Genomic DNA, 14,311 nt, shown 5'->3' with positions numbered 1-14,311 from the left:
AGGTGGGCCGTGCTCTGAAATCGGTTGTACGGGCCCCTGGATCAGCGGTCGCGGAAGAAGGCGGTCAGCTGTTTCGCGCACTCCTGCTCGAGCACGCCGGTGATCACCTCGGGGCGGTGGTTGAGCCGCCGGTCCCGTACGACGTCCCAGAGCGAACCGGCCGCGCCCGCCTTCTCGTCCCGTGCCCCGTAGACCACCCGGTCCACCCGGGACTGCACGATCGCGCCCGCGCACATCGTGCACGGCTCCAGCGTGACGACGAGCGTGCAGCCGGTCAGCCGCCATTGTCCGAGGTGCTCGGCGGCCCTGCGGATGGCCAGCACCTCGGCGTGCGCGGTCGGGTCGCCGGTCGCCTCGCGTTCGTTGTGACCGGCGGCGATGACCGTGCCGTCCTGAGCCAGCACGACAGCGCCGACCGGCACATCGCCGGACAGCGTCGCGCGCTCGGCCTCCGCCAGGGCACGGCGCATCGGCGCCTCCCAAGGATCGCGAACGGGATCGGGCACGCGAGGGGTTGATACGGACTCGGGCGGTACGGGATCGGTCGGTACGGGATCGGGGGGTGCGGAATCAGGTGCGGGGCCGGTCACTAGCGGACGGTCTCCAGCACGTCGGCGGCGCCCACCGCGTCCGCGATCACCAGCAGTGCGTCCGTGTCCAGTGCCAGCAGCTCCTTCTCCGACAGCCCCAGGTCCATGAGGATGTCGCGGTCGCCAACCGGTCCCGCCGGCACCAGTTCGCCGCCCGGGCCCAACTCGCCGTCCGCTTCCTCCTCGTCGTCCCCGTCCGGCTCTCCGTCTTCCGTGCCGTCGAGGTCCAGCGTGTCCAGATCGTCGGCCGGGTCGTCATCGTCCCCGCCGAGCAGTTCATTGGTGAGGATCTCCCCGTACGAGGAGCGTGCGGCCGCGGCCGCGTCCGAGACGTAGATACGAGGGTCCTCCTCGCCCTCCACCCTGACGACGCCGAACCAGGCGTCTTCCTGCTCGATGTAGACGAGCACCGTGTCCTCATCCACCGAGGCCTCGCGGGCCAGGTCGGTCAGATCCGACAGGGTCTCCACATCGTCGAGCTCTGTGTCGCTCGCTTGCCACCCGTCTTGAGTGCGCGCGAGCAGTGCGGCGAAGTACACCGTGACTCTCCCACTGATCAGAGGTGTGACGACCGGCGGTGCGCTGCTTCGTGCCCGCCCACTCGGAATCGTGGCAGAAACGAGGCCGTTGCGAGAGGTCTTCCGTCGTTGCGTCGGCCACCAGTTCCTACGAGAAGGGGCTACCAGCGGAAGGTCCGCATACGCATCTGCTGGCGCATCCTTGCTGCTCGGGCCCGTCGCGGCTGGACCCGGTCGCGCAGTGCTTTGGCTTCGTTGAGCTCGCGGAGGAACTGGGCGCGTCGCCGCCGGCGCTGCGCGTCGGTCTCGGTTCCTGTGTCGTGCTGCTCCTGCTCGGGCTCGGGCATCGGCCACACCGCCCCACGGCTGGGTCTGTATTCCCCCTCGGCCCCGCGGCCCGGGGGTACCCCACCACCTTCCCTCCGGATCCTCGCTTGATGCGAGCGGGCTACTGTTACCGCATGCGGATCCATGTCGTCGACCACCCGCTGGTGGCGCACAAACTCACCACGCTGCGCGACAAGCGCACCGACTCTCCGACCTTCCGGCGCCTGGCCGACGAGCTGGTCACCCTGCTCGCGTACGAGGCCACCAGGGACGTGCGCACCGAGCAGGTCGACATCGAGACCCCGGTGACCGGGACGACGGGCGTGAAGCTCTCGCACCCGCGTCCGCTGGTGGTGCCGATCCTGCGGGCCGGCCTGGGCATGCTCGACGGCATGGTGCGGCTGCTGCCGACCGCCGAGGTGGGCTTCCTCGGGATGATCCGCGACGAGGAGACCCTGGAGGCGTCGACGTACGCGACCCGGATGCCGGAGGACCTCTCCGGGCGCCAGGTGTACGTACTCGACCCGATGCTGGCCACCGGCGGCACGCTGGTCGCGGCGATCCGCGAGCTGATCAAGCGTGGCGCGGACGATGTGACGGCGGTCGTGCTGCTGGCGGCGCCCGAGGGCGTCGAGATGATGGAGCGCGAGCTGGCAGGCGCGCCGGTCACTGTGGTGACGGCCTCGGTCGACGAGCGGCTCAACGACCACGGCTACATCGTGCCGGGCCTGGGCGACGCGGGCGACCGCATGTACGGCACGGTGGACTAAGCGGCCCCGGGGACACCGCTTAGGCCGTGTCTGCGGGCCGGGTCCCGGTCCTCAGCACTTTCCGGAGGGCGCGGGCGCGGGGTTGGCCAAGATGGCCAGCGCCGCGTCAGCGTCCTTCTTCGTGTCCAGGGTCTTGAAGGCCGTGCCCAGGATCAGGTCGATGTCCGGCGTCTGGCGGGCGTCCGTCTTCAGCAGGCTGCCCCGGAGCTGGGTCGCGAGGACGCGGAAGGCGCCGCCCTGCTGCGCCTCAGGCGCGCCCAGCAGTATCCCGGCGCCCGGGACCTTCTTGTCGTACGCCGGCGGGGCGTTGCCCACCTTGCCGATGGCGAAGCCGCGTTTCTTCAGCTCGTCCGCCGCCGCCTTGGCGAGACCGCCGCGCGGGGTCGCGTTGTAGACGTTCACCGTGATCTGGCCCGGCTTCGGCGGCGGAGGCACCGCGGACGGCGTCGGGGTGGGCCCGCAGTCCTTCTTGGCGCCCGCCGCTGTCTTCTTGCTGTCGCTCGTGAAGACATCGATGAGCTGCAGTGTTCCCCAGCCGGCCAGGCCCAGGGCGACCACCGCGGCGACTGCTGCCACAACGATCCTGCGGCGGTTCCGAGGGCGTCGCATACGCGGGTACCTGGCGCCCGTGATGCGGTACTTTCCGCCCATGCCGGGTGGAGTCAGCATGCTCATGGGCGCAGCGTAATGCGACCTGGTGCCGATGCCTACTAGATGATCAACCGATTGCGTCCGTACGGCCCGGAAAGGGTCCGAAAGGGTCAGTCGCCAGCCGGCCGGCCGGGCTCAGCCCAGCTCGAGCACGCGGGCATGCAGCACCTGGCGCTGCTGCAGCGCGGCGCGCACGGCGCGGTGCAGGCCGTCCTCCAGATAGAGGTCGCCCTGCCACTTCACGACATGGGCGAAGAGGTCGCCGTAGAACGTGGAGTCCTCGGCGAGCAGCGTTTCGAGATCCAGCTGGCCCTTGGTGGTGACGAGCTGATCGAGGCGGACCGGGCGCGGCGCGACATCCGCCCACTGCCGGGTGGATTCCCGGCCGTGGTCGGGATAGGGCCGCCCGTTACCGATGCGCTTGAAGATCACACGGAAAGCCTACCGGTCAAGAGGCTCTCGGCGCAGCCACGCGACGCCAGTGCAATGCTGGGCAAATGCTGTAAATCCGGAATAGAGGGCCGCTATGAGCGCCGGCGAACAGCCGCCGATCGCGCCGATTCCGCATGAGGCGGAGACGCCCGCGCCTGCTCCGGCGCCGCCGGCTGCTCCCGTCGGCGCGGCGCAAGCGGTAACCGGGGGCTGCGCCCCCGGACCCCGTACGGCCTCCGGCCGTGTCCTCAAACGCCCGACGGGCTGGATACTCCAGCCTCGTGGGAGTCCCCCCGGACGAAGTCCGGGGGGACTGAGGCGCGGGGGTCCGGGGGCGCAGCCCCCAGGGATCTACTCCGTCACATCGTGGTCGTGGCCGTCGTGCAGGCCACCCCCGCTGCCCGCGTCGCCGTCCGTCGGGACCGTGACCACCGGCTTCCGCAGCGAGCTCAGGTCGTGCGTGTACGTGCCCACCGCGTTGGCGATGACACCGATGTTGACGGCGAACGCCGTCATGTCGATGTTGCTGAGGTTGTCGCACTTGGCGTGGTAGCAGGAGTCGTACGCGACACCCGCCGTACCGCCGAACTTCTCCGCCTGTGCCGCCGTCTTGATGCCCTCGGCGCCCGTGAACGTACCGCCGGAGGGGATGCCGACCTCGATGAACGGGCCGTAGTCGGAGCGTCCGGTGAAGTCCGTTCCCTCGTGCGGCTTGCCCTTCTTGTCGAGGAACTCGTTGATGTCGCGCTCGAGTTGGGCCGAGCCGGCCGGGCCGGGGCCCGCGCCCACGCCGTCGGAGTCGTCGCCGTCGTAGACGAAGAGCCCGTAGTTCGGCGAGGCGATCATGTCGAAGTTCAGGTAGAGCTTGATCTCCTTCTTGCCCAGCGAGCTCAGGTTCGCGACGTACGCCTCCGAGCCGAGCAGGCCGTTCTCCTCCGCCGACCACCAGGCGAAACGGACCTTGTTGGCGGGCTTCGCCTTGGACTTGGCGAGCTCCTGGGCGACTTCGAGGAGTCCGGCCGAGCCGGAGCCGTTGTCGTTGATGCCGGGGCCCGCGGTGACCGAGTCGAGGTGCGCGCCGAGCATCACGGTGTTGGCGGCGTTGCCGCCGCGGGTCTCCGCGATGACGTTGTTGGTGGAGCGCTTCTGCTGGAGCTGGCGGATCTCGAAGGAGATGTTCACCGGGCCCGTGGCGAGGTCGGCGACGAGCTTCTCGCCCTCGGCCTTGGTGACGCCGCCGGTCGGGATCTTGCCGGTGGCCGGGTCGCCCAGGGTGCCGGAGAGCACGCCGTCGGTGTTGTTGTAGATGACCGCGCCGGCCGCGCCCGCGGCTGCCGCTGCCGCCTGCTTCTCACCGAAGGTGCAGCCGCCGCGCTTGATGAGCGCGATCTTGCCGGTGAAGGTCCCGGTGGCGTAGTCGGTGGCCTCGCAGCCGGTGGTCGCGTCCACCGGCACGGCGGCCAGGTCGGCCTTGACGCCGCCCACTGGGGTGGACGTCGTGTACGTCATGGCCTTGATCTCGACATCGCGCGGCGCGGGCGCGAGCACTTGGAGCTTCTCGGCCTGCGTCTCGGTGTAGATGAAGTCGAACTGCTGGTACGAGACGTCGTAGCCGTACTTCTTCAGCTGCTGGTAGACGTACGCGGCCGACGCGTCGTGCCCGAGCGACCCGGCGGCGCGGTGACCGTTCGTGGTGTCGGCTATCTGCTGGAACTTCTTCAGGTGCTGGTAGGCGTCCGTGGCGGACGACCTCTGGACCAGCTTCCCGGCCAGCTTCGCCGCGTCCTTGGCCGCCTGTTCGGCGGGGTCGTGGCGGTGCGCGGCGGAGGGGGAGGCTGATGCCAGCAGGAGCGGGGTCGCGAGTGCGGCTGCGGCCAGGGTGGCCACGGCTCTGCGATGGGTTGCCTTCACAGAGGTCCTTCCCGATGTGTACAAGGTTGAGGGGAAGTTAGCGATCTCTGAGTGTTCTGTGAACAGATGTGCGCCAAGTCACGGCGTATTTCATCGCATTGGCACCTGGACGTGATCGATCCGCTTCAACACGCCGCGCATCACGCCGTTCATCGCGCCGTTCATCGCGCTGCTCGTCAGGCTGCTCGTCACGACTTCTTCGCGGCCTTGGCGGCTCGTTTCATCTCCTGCTTGTGGGCGCGCACCTTGGAAAGCGACTCGGGGCCGGTGATGTCGGCGGCCGAGCGGTACGAGCCCTTCTCGCCGTACGCGCCGGCCGCCTCGCGCCAGCCCTTGGGCTGTACGCCGAACTGCTTGCCCAGCAGCGCCAGGAAGATCTGCGCCTTCTGCTCGCCGAAGCCGGGGAGCGCCTTCAGCCGGGCGAGCAGCTCGTCGCCGGTCGCGGCGTCCCGCCAGACGGCGCTCGCGTCGCCGCCGTACTCGTCGACCAGGTACTGGCACAGCACCTGCACCCGCTTGGCCATGTTGCCCGGATAGCGGTGGACGGCGGGTTTCGCCTTCAGCAGCTCGGCGAAGGCGTCGGGGTCGTACGCAGCGATCTCGGCGGCGTCCAGATCGTCGCCGCCGAGACGCTGCGCGACGGTGTACGGGCCGGAGAACGCCCACTCCATGGGGACCTGCTGGTCGAGCAGCATGCCGACGAGCGCGGCGAGCGGACTGCGGCCGAGGAGTTCGTCGGCCTCGGGCTGCTGGGCGATATGAATCGTGGGGCTCATGTCCCGATGATCACCCCGCCGCAGGCCCGCCGCCAGTGAACGGGCGCGGCCGAATGACTCGGGCCCCGTGGGCAGCGCACTGTGCCAGGGGACTGAGGGCGGGCTGCGCGCTATCCGGCGGATCCGCCCGGAGAGACCAGTCCCGTCTCATACGCGAGGACGACCGCCTGGGCGCGATCGCGCAACGTGAGCTTGGCGAAGATGCGACCTGGCGGTTCGAGGAACGCAGGCCGGAGATGGAACGGCGAGCCGCGACCCTCCTGGCGCGCTTCCCCGATGGCACCCGCATCTACACCAACATCGGCTGGAAGGGCGACCGCCCCGATTTCTACGAACAGGGCGTCCGGCGTTACAACTCCTTCAGCCACTACGACTGCGACGCCGGGCTGATCGTTGTGAACGACGACGAAGTCGCCGTGTTCTGGAACTTCCTGTCCACCTGATCCGACCATCCGAACCGGGAAGACCGAGTGCTCACCAGATCCGCCACATACCCAGACCGGGAAACCGCCCAGTGGGCCACCCAGCAGGTCGTCACCCGCAACGAGCAGGCCGTCCACCGCTGGCTCGCCCAGGGCGCCCGCCCCCGGCTCACCATCGAAGCCGCCTGGCCCTCGTGTGAGGCGCCGGTCGGCCGCGTCCTGATCCAGGCCATGGTGCTCGCCGGGCGCGGGGCCGTGGACGTGCGGGCCGCGCGGGTGGTGCTCCGGCGGGAGCCCACGAGCCCCCTCGGCTTCGTCGTGCACGCCACCTTCCCGATCTACCTGTAGAGGCACGGGTCCATGTCAATGAAGCCCCTGGAGTTCGACCGCCGCTACGGCGAGCTCGACCAGGTGATCAGCGCGTACGCCGGCCTTGCCGCCGACGACACCCCCGACCGGCCCGGTCAGGCCCTCACCGCCTACCTGCGCCACACCTGGCACACCCGACCCTGGGCCCTGTCGGTCGCCGAGCAGCAGCTCCGTACCTACGCCCAGAACCCGCCCGGGCGGCTGCGGTTGCGCCTCGGCGAGTTCTACCCGGTCCCGGACATCGGCCTCCCCGAGGCCGAGATCCAGCAGTGGCTGGTGCTGCTCGCCGACCACATCAAGCGAAGCGTCGAGGAGGGCCGGGTCCCGCCCCCGGCGGCGCTGCCCGAGACGCACTGGGAGTGGCACGCCCGCTTCCCCGAACTCGGCCAGTTCCTCGGCGGCTGGTTCTCGCAGGACATGCCCGACGAATTCGGCGACCACGACTCCGCCGTACGCGACTACGGCAGCACGGCCGACCGCACGCTCGTGGCCCGCCTCGTCGGTGAGGTGCGCGAACTGCTCGCCCTCGGCCTGGAGGAGGTTGACTACGCGCTCGCCGTATCCGAGTTGGGGATGGAGGTCGACCCGCCGACGCCACACACACCAGGCGCCTGGCTCGCGCTGGTGGCGGACCGCATCGGCGGGTTCCGGGCGGAGTACGGGCATCCGGATGCCGAAGGCTGAGTGTGTGTCTCCGGCCAACCAATCGTCTTCGGTCGACCGGCACGTTTCGCCGCCTTGGCGGCCGGCGCTGTATCGACTCCTTGACCCCTGCCGTGGCAGGTCCGGTACCGATGGATTGGTTCCTCTTGGCGGCCGGACGGTCTGTGAGGTTGACGGAGCAGAGGCGTTGGCCAGTACGTCAGCCTGCGGTGGCGGCGCGCAGGTGTCCCAGTCCTGCACGGTCCGTCTCTTCGACGGAGCCGTGCAGGCGGTGGACGACGATCCAACGGCCGTCGGGGACGGCTCCGGCGAAGATCGTTGACCTACGGGTGCCCCCGTTGTGCCACATCAGCGGCAGCGGTCCGGTGCGCTGCCAGCTGAGTGAGGGTTCCCCCAGCGTGCGGTCGAGGACGAGGCCGGTCAGTACGCGTGCGACGGTGCGGGGAGTGGCCCAGAGACCGCCTGCGGGCAGAATCGCGCCTGTCATGTCCCACGGCTTGACGCTGCGTCCGAACCACCCGCTCGCGAGTGATCGTCTGTGTTCCGGCGGGTGCGCGGTCATTGCTTCGGGTGGCAGGCCGAGTGGAGAGAGGACGTGCGTGGCGACAAGATCGCTGTACTCCTGGCTGCTCGCTGCCGTCAGGGCTGCCCCGAGCACGGCGTAGCCGAAGTTGGAGTACTCCTCGCGCTCTCCGGCGGGTGCGGTGGTGAGCCGGTCGAGACCCGCAGTGAGGAGCACACGCAGTCTGTCGTCGCTGAACCTCTTGTAGGGGTTGATGTTTGTGGTGCCGGGTGGCACCCGGGGGAGGCCGGAGGTGTGCTCGGCGAGATGCCGCAGGGTGATACCGGACCCTGAGGGGATGTCGAGCCACCGTTCGACAGGATCGTCAACGGTCAGTACGCCCTCCCTGGCCAGCTGCTCGAGGATGGTTCCGGTGATGACCTTGGTGAAGGAGCCCACCTCGGCGTACTTGTCGGGGTCGTGTCCACCGGTAGCCACTGGGGCTGTGATGTGTGAGCTGCCGATGATGCAGGTGGGGATGTTGGACATGATCATCCTGCCGGTTGGGGAACGGGGACATCGCCTTCGGCCTCAGCATGAGGTGAGCTCTGCGGCGTGACCGTCGCGTCAGCGCTTCCGCCCCGCCTGCGCCTCCACCGGCTCCGCACGGTCTCCGCCGAACTGCATGTCGTCAGGGGTCAGTTCTGTCAGTCGGCGCCAGACGGATTCTAGCTTCGCAAGGTTGGCGGCGACGTTGGCGGCAACCCGGTCGAACCGGTCGATCGCCGCCGCCAGATCGGCGTCCTCATGCTGCGAGTTCGGTTGACAGTCAACATATCGTTTATCGATACTATCGATAAACGATAAGCCGAACGCGGGGGAGTGACGGAGTCATGAGTACGAAGTCGTTGTGGAGCCTGATCGACAGCCGATTGCTGGAGTGGGGCCTGGGGTTGGCCCTCCTGCTGGCGGGGCTCTTCGGAGTGCTCTTTCCGATCCTCGGGGCGACCGGGCCCTTCGACCCGATGGACACACGAGAGGTCTGGCTCGAGGGCACGACGCGAGTGCCGGATGCCACGACGGGCGGCGTGGTGACACTCAACGGCACCCACCAGGCCGAAGTCGTCATCGCAGACCCGAACCTGAGGCAGCGCCTGCTGCTCGCGCTGCCTCGGATCACCACCAGCCTGCTCGTCATCCTGATCCTCGTACTACTGCTCCGGATGGCCCGGACCCTGCGCGGCGGCGATGTTTTCGCGCCGGAGAACGCCCGGCGACTGAACATCATCGGAATGACCGTGCTGGTACTGGGCTGCTTCGGCCCGCCGATGGAAGCGTTCACCACCCAACTGCTGGTGAGCGGCACGCCGGTGGCGGAACGGGTCGGCTTCTCGCTCACCGTCTCCGCGGCGCCCGTTCTGGTCGCTTTCCTCATCCTGGCCCTGGGGGAAGTCTTCCGACGCGGCGCCAAGCTGCGCGCGGACACGGAGGGACTCGTCTGATGCCACCGGAGGACGAGCACCGGATCAAGGTCCATCTGGACCAGCTGCTGGCGGACCGGGGCCTGACCCTGGCCGAGCTGGCGGAACGGGTCGGAGTGTCGGTCGTCAACCTGTCCGTCCTGAAGAACGACCGGGCGAAGGCGATCCGCTTCACCACACTCACGGCGATCTGCCGCGAGCTGGGCTGCCAGCCGGGCGACCTGCTCAGTTTCCAGGACTCCTAGGGCTGCCCCAGCGCCTGTCCGCCACCCCGGACCGGGGCTCCGAGCTCTTCCCCCTACTTCCGCCCCGGCGCGCAGAGTTCCCCGTCGATCAGCGCGTTGTGCGCCTTCTCCGTGGAGAGGTCGGGCGCGCCGTCGCCCGTTGCGTTCAGGACGACGATCCGGCGGCCGTTCTCGCTGGTGCCGTTCCGGGTGGTGTAGCCGGGGAGGTCACCGGGGTGGCTGTAGTAGGAGCCGCCGCAGGTGAGCGGGATGCGCAGCAGGCCCAGGCCGTAGCTCGCGCCGGGCCAGACCGGGTCCAGGTCCGGGGTCCGTACGGTCGTCTTCATCTCGGCCAGCTGCGCCGGGCGCAGAAGCCGGCCGCCCAGGAGGGCGGAGTAGAAGCGGGTCATGTCGGCGGTCGTGCTGATCATCGCTCCGGCCGCGCCGGCCGCGGAGGGGTTGAATTCGGTGACGTCGATCGTCGGGCCCGAGCCGCCGAAGTTGGAGTAGCCGTTCAGGTGCGAGCCGGGGATGTGGGGATGGGTGGCCGGCGCGAGGGTGTGGCGCATGCGCAGGGGGCGGATGATGCGCTGGGTGACCTCCTGCTGCCAGCTGTTGCCGGTGGCCTTCTCGATGATCATGCCGGCGAGGATGTAGCCGGTGTTCGAGTACGCCCACTTGGTGCCGGGCGCGAAGTCCGGCTTGTGGCTCATCGCGATGGCCACGAGCTGCTCGTCGGTCCAGGTGGTGAACCGGTCCTTCTGGAAGCCCTCCACGCTGTTGATCACGGGGAAGTCGCCGGTGTAGTTGAACAGTCCGCTGGTGTGCTGCAGCAGCTGCCGTACGGTGATCCTGCTGCCGTCGTTGCCGTTGCCGGACACGACTCCCGGCAGCCAGTCCTCGACCGTGTCGTCCAGTGACAGGCGGCCCTCGCCCACCAGTTGCAGCGCCACAGTGGCGACGAACGTCTTGCTGGCGCTGGCGATCCGGAACCGGTCGCCACTCCGCACGGGGGCACCCGTGGCCTTGTCGGCCACCCCGGCGGTGGCGTGGCCGTGTCCGCGCGGGCCCGTCGACCGGGCCACGACACCGACCGTCCCGGTCTTCTGGATCGCGTTCACCATGTCCTGCAGCCTGTCCTGCGATGACTTCGACGCGGACGGGGACGCCGGCTTGGTCGCGGACCCCGTCGCCGGCCCCGTCGCGCTCGCCGCGGGCATCACGAGACCGACGCCGGCCAGCGCGGTCACCAGCGTCGTGGCCACAATGCGGGAAGTGATCCTGGTCCTGGAACTGGTCCTGGTCGTGGTGCTCATGGGTCGCGGGCTCCTTGCGAATCGGCTGTCACACCGCGGCTGCGATGTGACCACCACGCTAGGAAAGAGAGCCGCCGCAAACGATGAGGCCACCGGGCCGGTACGAGGGGGTGCTCTCACCCCCGTGCCGGTACAGCCAGCTGTACCACCAAGGGTGATGACGCCTCGTCAGGCCCGGTGGCGTACATCCTCGAGATAGTGAAGGACCGCGGCGACCCGCCGGTCGACATGGTCGGTGGGCGACAGGTCGAGCTTGGCGAAGATGCTGCGGATGTGCTTGTGGACGGCGCCGTCGGTGACGACGAGCCGTTCGGCTATGGCGCTGTTGCCCAGGCCCTCGGCCATCAGGGCGAGTACGTCGCGTTCGCGAGGGCTGAGCCGTTCCAGCCGGGTGTCGTGGCGGCTGCGGGTGAAGAGCTGGGCGACGACCTCCGGGTCGATGGCGGTGCCTCCGTCCGCCACGCGCCGCAGTGCGTCCAGGAACTCCTCCACCCGCCCGACCCGTTCCTTCAACAGGTATCCGATCCCGCCCACTCCGCCGCCGAGGAGTTCCGTGGCGAAGGACTGCTCGACGTACGCGGAGAGGACGAGTACCGCGAGATCGGGTCGGCGGCGCCTGGCCTCGACGGCCGCGACGATCCCCTCGTCGGTGTGGGTCGGCGGCATCCGGACGTCGAGGATGGCGACATCGGGCCTGTGCTCGTCGATGGCGTCCAGGATCCCGTCGGCGGTGCCGGCGGTGGCCACCACGTCGAGGGATTCCGCGCGCAGCAGCAGGGCCAGCCCTTCGCGCAGCAACGGGTCGTCCTCCGCGATCACGATCCGCATGGAAGTTCCACCTTGAGGGTTGTCGGGCCGCCGGCCGGGCTGGTCAGGAAGAGGGTGCCGTCGTGCGCCGCGATCCGGCGGCGGATGCCGGTGAGCCCGGAGCCGCCGTCCTCGTCCGCGCCGCCCCGGCCGTCGTCGGTGATGTGCAGGTGCAGCCGGCCGTCGCGGCTGCGGACCGTGACGGTGGCGTTCTCGGCATGGCTGTACTTGGCGATGTTGGTCAGCGCTTCGGCCACCACGAAGTAGGCGGTCGCCTCCACGGACGCGGCGCACCGCTCGGGTGCCTCGACATCGATCCGGCAGGGCACCAGGCAGCTCGTGGCCAGTCCGGTGAGCGCGCCGGCGAGCCCCCGGTCGGCCAGTACGGGCGGCAGGATGCCGCGGCCGACCTGGCGCAGCTCGGACAGTGCCTGCTCGGCGGCGCTCTGGGCGCGTTCGAGGAGCTCTTCGGCGCCGGACGGGTCGCGGGCCACCATGCGGCGGGCGGCGCCGAGCAGCACGGTGACGGTGACCAGCCGGTTCTGGGTGCCGTCGTGGAGCGAGCGTTCGATGCGGCGCAGTTCGGCGGAGTGGGCGTCGAGGGCGGCCGCCCTCGAGGCGGTGAGCTGCGCGACGCGCAGGGACAGGTCCGTCTCGGGGCCCGCCGCGAGGAGGCCTCGTCCCGGGCGGGCCTGCAACCGCGCCATGCCAGGTGTGAGACCCATGATGATCGCGATCCAGCCCAGGCCCAGCAGGGCCACGGCGACGGCGTCCGGCCAGGAGTGTGCGGTCCCGACCCCGATGGACGTACTGGTCGCGCCCTCCGGCATCAGCTGCCAGTACAGCGGGAAGGTGGAGTCGCGTACGGCGAGGAGCGGCAGCAGTACGCCGAACAGGCCCAGGAGGAGTCCCAGCGTCGCGTGGTGCGCCAGCCAGCGCAGCTCCCGTCGGGTGGTGGGATCCACGAGGGCGAGCCGCAGTCGCGTCGGCGCCGGAGTGGGGCCGACGACCTCGGGGCCCCATCGGCCGAGCCGGTCGCGCTCGCGAGCGGCGAGGGAGTGCAGGGCGCGCAATACGGCGGGCGCCATGAGCAGGCCGACTCCGACCGCGCAGAGCACGGCGGTGACCGCCGTCCAGACCAGGACGAACAGCGCCATCACGGCGGTACTGAGTCCCCCGGCGAGCTGTTCGATCGCGGCGAGGGCGGCACCGGCCGCCCGGAACACGGTGTCCCGTATCCCGGGTTCTCCGGTCGTCGCGCCGTCGGCTGTGTCGGCTGCATCGCCTTTCCGGCCGTCGGCCGATGCGTCGTGCCGGGTCGAGATCGACATCCGCCCCTCCTTCCCTCTGTCGGCAATGACCTTAGGCCGCCGCCCAGTTCGCCGTCAGCTCTTCGCCGTCGGCTCAGCGGCCCAGGAGGGCGCGAGTACAGCCTGCTGTACCCCGAACCGGGCGGTGGGCGGGATCGGCCGCGAGGGGCCCTGATCCGTAGTTTCGCTGAACAACGGCAAGACCCCGAAGAGTTCGGAGAGAGGGAGCAGACCATGGCGAGTACGGATCCCTACCGCCTCACCACCCATACGGAGAGCCCGCACGCGGCATCACCCGGCGTCACCGGGGCGGACGTACTGCGCACGCTGCTCTGGCTCGTGCTGGTGATCAGTGCGATCGGCAACTCGGTCGCCTCGTACGGCGGCGCCACGACCCGGATCCACCTCGCCTTCGGGACGGTCACCGCGCTCTGCGTGGTGGCGCTCCTCGCGCAGCGTCTGCGGGGGCGGCGGCGATGAGCGAGGCCTTCACGAAAGCCGATCGCCCGATGACGACGGGCCTCTCACCCGCCATCGCGCTGGCGCGGCTCAGCAAGACGTATCCGGGTGGCGTACGCGCCCTCGACGACGTGTCCCTGACCGTGGAGCACGGCACTTTCCTCGCCGTGATGGGGCCCTCGGGGTCCGGCAAGAGCACCCTGATGCACTGCGCCGCGGGCCTGGACACCCCGACCAGCGGGAGCGTCCGCATCGACGGTCACGAGATCGGCGGACTGAACGAGACCCGCCGGACCGAACTGCGCCGGGAACGCATCGGGTTCGTGTTCCAGGCGTACAACCTGATTCCTTCCCTCACCGTCGAGGACAACATCACGCTGCCGCTGCGGCTTGCGGGACGTGTCCCGGACCGGGAATGGCTGATGACGCTGGTCGAGCGGGTCGGGCTGGCCCAGCGGCTGACGCACCGGCCGACCGAACTCTCCGGCGGCCAGCAGCAACGGGCGGCCATCGTCCGGGCGTTGGTGGCCAAGCCGGCCGTCGTCTTCGCCGACGAGCCGACCGGCGCACTGGATCTGCGCAGCGCCCACGAGGTGCTGAACCTGCTGCGCGACCTCGTCGACGAACTGCGCCAGACGGTGGTGATGGTCACCCACGACCCGGCCGCCGCCGCCCAGGCGCACCGAGCACTGGTGATGGCCGACGGCCGGGTGGTGTCCACTCTGGACGCGCCCACCGCGCCCGTCCTGGCGAGCCACCTCGTCGCGCTGGGAGAGGGCTAGA

The 14,311-nt window shown here is 69.8% G+C and carries 19 protein-coding genes and 1 pseudogene; 8 read left to right on the top strand and 12 right to left on the bottom strand.

Annotated features, from left to right (window positions below):
• Positions 1–41: 41 nt before the first annotated feature.
• The 3 genes from tadA to SLUN_RS19165 form a co-directional block, all read right to left on the bottom strand.
• Entirely contained in the window at positions 42–470 is a 429-nt protein-coding gene (gene tadA, locus SLUN_RS19175; RefSeq protein WP_108149989.1) for a tRNA adenosine(34) deaminase TadA, read from the bottom strand.
• 119 nt (positions 471–589) lie between these two features.
• Positions 590–1,129 carry a tRNA adenosine deaminase-associated protein gene (locus SLUN_RS19170; RefSeq protein ID WP_108149987.1) on the bottom strand — a complete coding sequence of 180 codons (540 nt, stop codon included), beginning with the start codon at positions 1,127–1,129 and terminating at the stop codon, positions 590–592.
• A 140-nt stretch (positions 1,130–1,269) separates the two neighbouring features.
• Entirely contained in the window at positions 1,270–1,455 is a 186-nt protein-coding gene (locus SLUN_RS19165; RefSeq protein WP_175263693.1) for a hypothetical protein, read from the bottom strand.
• Between the two features lie 114 nt (positions 1,456–1,569).
• On the opposite strand from SLUN_RS19165, the gene upp reads away from it, so the two are divergent.
• A complete protein-coding gene (gene upp / locus SLUN_RS19160) occupies positions 1,570–2,205 on the top strand; it encodes a uracil phosphoribosyltransferase (protein WP_108149985.1) in 636 nt (211 codons plus the stop codon).
• Between the two features lie 51 nt (positions 2,206–2,256).
• On the opposite strand, the gene SLUN_RS19155 is transcribed toward upp, so the two are convergent.
• The 5 genes and pseudogenes from SLUN_RS19155 to SLUN_RS41315 all read right to left on the bottom strand — a co-directional run.
• Entirely contained in the window at positions 2,257–2,880 is a 624-nt protein-coding gene (locus SLUN_RS19155; protein WP_108149983.1) for a LytR C-terminal domain-containing protein, read from the bottom strand.
• A 111-nt stretch (positions 2,881–2,991) separates the two neighbouring features.
• The gene (locus SLUN_RS19150) at positions 2,992–3,288 is read right to left on the bottom strand and encodes a type II toxin-antitoxin system VapB family antitoxin (protein ID WP_003955420.1); all 297 of its coding nucleotides are present in this window, start codon (positions 3,286–3,288) and stop codon (positions 2,992–2,994) included.
• Between the two features lie 351 nt (positions 3,289–3,639).
• On the bottom strand, positions 3,640–5,175 hold the full coding sequence (locus SLUN_RS19145; protein ID WP_108149981.1) for a M28 family metallopeptidase: 1,536 nt from the start codon (positions 5,173–5,175) through the stop codon (positions 3,640–3,642).
• A 212-nt stretch (positions 5,176–5,387) separates the two neighbouring features.
• Positions 5,388–5,975, bottom strand: coding sequence for an HhH-GPD-type base excision DNA repair protein (locus SLUN_RS19140; protein ID WP_108149979.1), 588 nt, complete (start codon positions 5,973–5,975; stop codon positions 5,388–5,390).
• A gap of 110 nt (positions 5,976–6,085) precedes the next feature.
• Positions 6,086–6,181: pseudogene (locus tag SLUN_RS41315) on the bottom strand (DNA-binding response regulator); the annotation flags it as partial.
• Positions 6,182–6,211: 30 nt separating this feature from the next.
• Between SLUN_RS41315 and SLUN_RS40015 the strand changes: the two are divergent.
• The 3 genes from SLUN_RS40015 to SLUN_RS19125 are packed head-to-tail and all read left to right on the top strand — an operon-like array spanning position 6,212 to position 7,450.
• A complete protein-coding gene (locus SLUN_RS40015; protein WP_170146523.1) occupies positions 6,212–6,418 on the top strand; it encodes a hypothetical protein in 207 nt (68 codons plus the stop codon).
• A gap of 27 nt (positions 6,419–6,445) precedes the next feature.
• Positions 6,446–6,745, top strand: coding sequence for an RNase A-like domain-containing protein (locus tag SLUN_RS19130; protein WP_108149977.1), 300 nt, complete (start codon positions 6,446–6,448; stop codon positions 6,743–6,745).
• Positions 6,746–6,757: 12 nt separating this feature from the next.
• Positions 6,758–7,450 carry a contact-dependent growth inhibition system immunity protein gene (locus tag SLUN_RS19125; RefSeq protein WP_108149975.1) on the top strand — a complete coding sequence of 231 codons (693 nt, stop codon included), beginning with the start codon at positions 6,758–6,760 and terminating at the stop codon, positions 7,448–7,450.
• Positions 7,451–7,628: 178 nt separating this feature from the next.
• Here the strand turns inward: SLUN_RS19125 and SLUN_RS19120 are convergent, their stop codons facing one another.
• Positions 7,629–8,480 carry a serine hydrolase domain-containing protein gene (locus tag SLUN_RS19120; RefSeq protein WP_108149972.1) on the bottom strand — a complete coding sequence of 284 codons (852 nt, stop codon included), beginning with the start codon at positions 8,478–8,480 and terminating at the stop codon, positions 7,629–7,631.
• 344 nt (positions 8,481–8,824) lie between these two features.
• Between SLUN_RS19120 and SLUN_RS19115 the strand changes: the two genes are divergently transcribed.
• Together SLUN_RS19115 and SLUN_RS19110 are read left to right on the top strand one after the other, a co-directional pair.
• Positions 8,825–9,433, top strand: coding sequence for a DUF2975 domain-containing protein (locus tag SLUN_RS19115; RefSeq protein ID WP_108149786.1), 609 nt, complete (start codon positions 8,825–8,827; stop codon positions 9,431–9,433).
• The gene (locus tag SLUN_RS19110; protein ID WP_108149784.1) at positions 9,433–9,657 is read left to right on the top strand and encodes a helix-turn-helix domain-containing protein; all 225 of its coding nucleotides are present in this window, start codon (positions 9,433–9,435) and stop codon (positions 9,655–9,657) included. The genes SLUN_RS19115 and SLUN_RS19110 overlap by 1 nt, the downstream gene beginning before the upstream one ends.
• A 53-nt stretch (positions 9,658–9,710) precedes the next feature.
• On the opposite strand, the gene SLUN_RS19105 is transcribed toward SLUN_RS19110, so the two are convergent.
• The 3 genes from SLUN_RS19105 to SLUN_RS19095 form a co-directional block, all read right to left on the bottom strand.
• Positions 9,711–10,952 carry a serine hydrolase domain-containing protein gene (locus tag SLUN_RS19105; RefSeq protein WP_108149782.1) on the bottom strand — a complete coding sequence of 414 codons (1,242 nt, stop codon included), beginning with the start codon at positions 10,950–10,952 and terminating at the stop codon, positions 9,711–9,713.
• Between the two features lie 168 nt (positions 10,953–11,120).
• Positions 11,121–11,780 (bottom strand): response regulator transcription factor, encoded by a 660-nt coding sequence (locus tag SLUN_RS19100; RefSeq protein ID WP_108149780.1) that lies wholly within the window; start codon positions 11,778–11,780, stop codon positions 11,121–11,123.
• The gene (locus SLUN_RS19095; protein ID WP_108149778.1) at positions 11,768–13,090 is read right to left on the bottom strand and encodes a sensor histidine kinase; all 1,323 of its coding nucleotides are present in this window, start codon (positions 13,088–13,090) and stop codon (positions 11,768–11,770) included. Before SLUN_RS19095 ends, SLUN_RS19100 begins: the two co-directional genes overlap by 13 nt.
• Before the next feature lie 213 nt (positions 13,091–13,303).
• Here SLUN_RS19095 and SLUN_RS19090 point away from each other — a divergent pair, with 213 nt between their 5' ends.
• Both SLUN_RS19090 and SLUN_RS19085 read left to right on the top strand, forming a co-directional pair.
• A complete protein-coding gene (locus SLUN_RS19090; protein ID WP_108149776.1) occupies positions 13,304–13,549 on the top strand; it encodes a hypothetical protein in 246 nt (81 codons plus the stop codon).
• Complete coding sequence (locus SLUN_RS19085) at positions 13,546–14,310, top strand: ABC transporter ATP-binding protein (protein ID WP_254710095.1); 765 nt, start codon at positions 13,546–13,548, stop codon at positions 14,308–14,310. The genes SLUN_RS19090 and SLUN_RS19085 overlap by 4 nt, the downstream gene beginning before the upstream one ends.
• The last annotated feature ends 1 nt before the right edge of the window (position 14,311 follow it).

The organism is Streptomyces lunaelactis, from assembly GCF_003054555.1.
In the GTDB taxonomy this organism is placed as follows: Bacteria; Actinomycetota; Actinomycetes; order Streptomycetales; family Streptomycetaceae; genus Streptomyces; species Streptomyces lunaelactis.
This window is presented reverse-complemented; position numbering and strand designations above follow the sequence as displayed.